This window comes from Pseudomonas sp. Teo4 (assembly GCF_034387475.1).
Taxonomy (GTDB): Bacteria; Pseudomonadota; Gammaproteobacteria; order Pseudomonadales; family Pseudomonadaceae; genus Aquipseudomonas.
Map to the genome: position 1 here is coordinate 1 of NZ_JAXCIL010000009.1, position 4,090 is coordinate 4,090.

Genomic DNA, 4,090 nt, shown 5'->3' on the forward strand with positions numbered 1-4,090 from the left:
ACAATCTCAGTGATCCAGCGCCTGCCCTAAGGCTACGCCAGCGCCCAGCAATCCAGAAAATTCCGCCGTCACCAACCAAACCGGCACCCCGGCGAAATAGCCGCTCATGCAGCCCTTGTCAGCAAAGCTTGCGGCAAAACCACTGCCCAGGAACAACTCGGCAAATCGCGGGATCACACCGCCGACAATATAGACCCCACCCCGCGCGCCCAGGGTAAGTACATTGTTACCGGCCACCCGCCCGAGGAACCGGCAGAACTGCTCGATCACCTCCAGCGCCCGTGGCTCGCCGCCCAGCGCCGCATCGGTGACCTCGGCCGGGGTCTTGTGTCGTGGTGTTTCGCCATCCAGCGCGCAGATGGCTTGATACAAGCGCACCAGGCCACCGCCACTGAGCACGGTCTCGGCGCTGACATGGCCAATCTGGCTGTGAATCTGCTGATGGATAGCCGCTTCACGAGCATTGCCCACCGGCAGGTCGACATGCCCGCCCTCGCCCGGCAAGGCCAGCCAGCGCTGATCCTCCAGGCGCAGCAAGCTGCCGACCCCCAACCCTGTGCCGGGGCCGATGACCAGCGCGGGGCGTGAAGGGTCCGGGGTACCTGGGCAAACCTCGCGGAACTCGCCATCGCGCAGGCGGGTCATGCCCAGGGCCATGGCGGAAAAATCGTTGAGCAGCAGCAACCGTTCAACCTGCAACGTCTGGCAGAAGGCACTGCGGCTCAGGCGCCAGTGATTGTTGGTGAAGCGGAACTCATCGCCACTCACAGGCCCCGCCACCGCCAGACACACCGCCGCCAAGCCACCGCGGGCGATACCCTGGTCCGCCAGATAGGCCTCGATGGCTTGTTCCGGGCTGGTGTAGTCAGCCGTCGCCAACACCTTCACGGCGTTAAGCTGGTTGTCGCGCCACAGGGCAAAACGGGCGTTGGTGCCACCGATGTCGCCAACCAGCAAAGCCTTCATTTGAGGTTCTCCAAAGCCGAGGTAAAGGCGCTTGCGCCCTGCTCGGCCGGGCTGAACGCCATGCGCATGAAACTGAACAACTCACGCCCGCAGCCAAGGTCATTGCCCTGGGGCGCTGGCGGCAGCTCGCGGCTGGCCAGTTCTTCAGCCGAAACCATGACCCGCAACGTGCCTTCGACACCATCGACGCGCACGATATCACCATCGCGTACCCGCGCCAGCGGGCCACCGTCGAAAGCCTCGGGGCAAACGTGGATGGCCGCCGGGATCTTGCCCGAAGCGCCGGACATGCGCCCGTCGGTCACTAGCGCAACCTTGTAGCCGCGGTCCTGCAGCACGCCGAGGAATGGCGTCAGCTTGTGCAGCTCCGGCATGCCGTTGCAACGCGGCCCCTGGAAGCGCACCACGGCAACGAAGTCACGTTCCAGTTCGCCGGCCTTGAAGGCATCGGCCAGCGATTGCTGGTCCTGGAACACCCGCGCCGGTGCTTCGACCACCTGGTGTTCAGGCGCCACGGCAGAAACCTTCATCACCCCACGGCCGAGGTTGCCTTCCATCACCCGCAGGCCACCTTCGGCCGAGAATGGCCGCGCCACCGGACGCAGGATGCTCTCGTCCAGGCTCTGCGCCGGGCCTTCGCGCCATACCAGCTTGCCGTCTTCCAGGAATGGCTCCTGGGTATAGCGGCGCAAGCCATGACCGGCCACGGTGTTGACGTCCTCGTGCAGAAGCCCGGCATCGAGCAGCTCGCGGATCAGGAACGACATGCCACCTGCGGCCTGGAAGTGGTTGATGTCGGCTTTGCCGTTCGGGTAGACGTGAGACAGGGTCGGCACCACCTCGGACAAGTCGGCCATGTCCTGCCAGGTCAGCTGAATACCCGCCGCCTGGGCAATGGCCGGAATGTGCAGGGTGTGGTTGGTGGAGCCACCGGTGGCATGCAGGGCGACGATGGAGTTGACCAGCGCCTTCTCATCGACGATTTCGCCCAATGGCATGAAGCTGCCGCTGGCCTTGGTCATACGCGTGACTTGCTGCGCCGCCTCGGCGGTCAGCGCATCACGCAGCGGCGTGTACGGGTTGACGAAGGACGCGCCCGGCAAGTGCAGGCCCATCACTTCCATCACCAACTGGTTGGTGTTGGCGGTGCCGTAGAAGGTGCAGGTGCCTGGGCCGTGGTAGGAGTTCATCTCCGACTCCAGCAACTCTTCGCGGCTGGCCTTGCCCTCGGCGTAGCGCTGGCGCACGTCGGCCTTCTGCTTGTTGGAAATACCGGAAACCATCGGCCCGCCCGGCACGAAGATGGTCGGCAGGTGGCCGAAGCGCAGCGCGCCCATCATCAAGCCAGGGACGATCTTGTCGCAGATGCCCAGCATCAGCGCTGCGTCGAACATGTTGTGCGACAGCGCCACCGCGGTGGACATGGCGATCACCTCGCGGCTGGCGATGGCCAGCTCCATGCCCGGCTCGCCCTGGGTCACGCCATCGCACATGGCCGGCACGCCACCGGCGAACTGGCCGACCGAGCCGACCTCGCGCAGGGCTTGCTTGATCTGTTCCGGGAAGTGCAGGTACGGCTGGTGCGCCGAGAGCATGTCGTTGTAGGCCGAGACGATGGCCACGTTGGCCGCGTTCATCAGGCGCAGGGTCTGCTTGTCTTCGGTGCCGCAACCGGCCACACCGTGGGCGAAGTTGGCGCACTGCAGGCTGGCACGCATGGGCCCGTCGGTCGCCGCCCCACGAATCAGCTGCAAGTAGCGTTCACGGGTGGCACGGCTGCGCTCGACCAGCCGTTGGGTAACCTCAAGGATGCGCGGATGCATGTACTGGACTCCAGGCTAACGGTAAGGGCGGTTTAACGGGCATTTCCCCTTCAAACGATTGCGACCTAGGCTCATGGAAACGGGGCCTGGCGCATCGAGGAAAGGGCTCTCCCAATCACTCGTTGTATATTTAAACAAAATACTGCCATCAAAAAGGCTTGTTTTCTATCTGTCAGTGAATAATCTTGTAATTCCAACAACAAAACCGTTTCAGTGAAGCTCCTTTTTGCCACAAGCTTCACCCGGACTGCCAGAGGTAATGCCATGACGCTTCGCATCGCCATCAATGGATTCGGCCGCATCGGACGCAATGTCCTGCGCGCACTGTATACCCAAGGCTACCGCCAGGACCTGCAGGTCGTCGCCATCAACGACCTGGGTGACAGCGCGATGAACGCCCATCTGCTCAAGTACGACAGCGTGCACGGCACTTTCGACGCCACCGTCGAGGCTGACCATGAGAGCCTGACGGTCAATGGTGACCGTATCGCTGTCAGTGCCATCCGCAACCCGGCCGAACTGCCCTGGAAGGCCGAAGCGATCGACGTGGTGTTCGAATGCACCGGGCTGTTCACCGAGCGCGCCAAGGCTGCCGCTCACCTGGCCGCGGGGGCCGGCAAGGTGATTGTTTCGGCGCCGGCCAAGGGTGCCGATGCCACCGTGGTATACGGGGTCAACCACGACATCCTGCGCGCCTCGCACCAGATCATCTCCAACGCCTCGTGCACCACCAACTGCCTGGCGCCAATCGCCCAGGTACTGCACCGCGAGTTCGGCATCGAGCAAGGGCTGATGACCACCATCCATGCCTACACCAATGACCAGGTGCTGACCGATGTGTACCACAGCGACCCTTACCGGGCGCGCTCGGCAACCCAGTCGATGATCCCGAGCAAGACCGGCGCCGCTGAAGCGGTCGGCCTGGTACTGCCAGAGCTGGCCGGCAAGCTGACCGGCATGGCCGTGCGGGTGCCGGTGATCAACGTGTCGCTGGTCGATCTCACCGTCAACCTCAAGCGCGAGGTCAGCAGCGACGAGGTCAACCAACTGTTCCTTGAAGCGAGCCGACATTCCAAGGTGCTGGGCTACAACGCCCTGCCGCTGGTGTCGTGCGACTTCAACCACAACCCGCTGTCGTCTATTTTCGACGCCAACCACACCCGCGCCAACGGGCGCATGCTCAAGGTGCTGGCCTGGTACGACAACGAGTGGGGGTTCTCCAACCGCATGCTGGATAACTGCCTGGCGTTGTGCAACGCGCGTTGAGCATGCCGCGGAGTTCGCGGCGACAGGAAGATCGA

At 63.6% G+C, this 4,090-nt stretch carries 3 protein-coding genes; 1 reads left to right on the top strand and 2 read right to left on the bottom strand.

Annotated features, from left to right (window positions below; all coding sequences use genetic code 11):
* Positions 1-6 precede the first annotated feature (6 nt).
* Together PspTeo4_RS29685 and edd are read right to left on the bottom strand one after the other, a co-directional pair.
* On the bottom strand, positions 7-966 hold the full coding sequence (locus tag PspTeo4_RS29685; protein ID WP_322367162.1) for a glucokinase: 960 nt from the start codon (positions 964-966) through the stop codon (positions 7-9).
* Complete coding sequence (gene edd, locus PspTeo4_RS29690) at positions 963-2,789, bottom strand: phosphogluconate dehydratase (protein WP_322367163.1); 1,827 nt, start codon at positions 2,787-2,789, stop codon at positions 963-965. Before edd ends, PspTeo4_RS29685 begins: the two co-directional genes overlap by 4 nt.
* A 264-nt stretch (positions 2,790-3,053) precedes the next feature.
* On the opposite strand from edd, the gene gap reads away from it, so the two are divergent.
* On the top strand, positions 3,054-4,055 hold the full coding sequence (gene gap / locus PspTeo4_RS29695; protein WP_322367164.1) for a type I glyceraldehyde-3-phosphate dehydrogenase: 1,002 nt from the start codon (positions 3,054-3,056) through the stop codon (positions 4,053-4,055).
* Positions 4,056-4,090 lie beyond the last annotated feature (35 nt).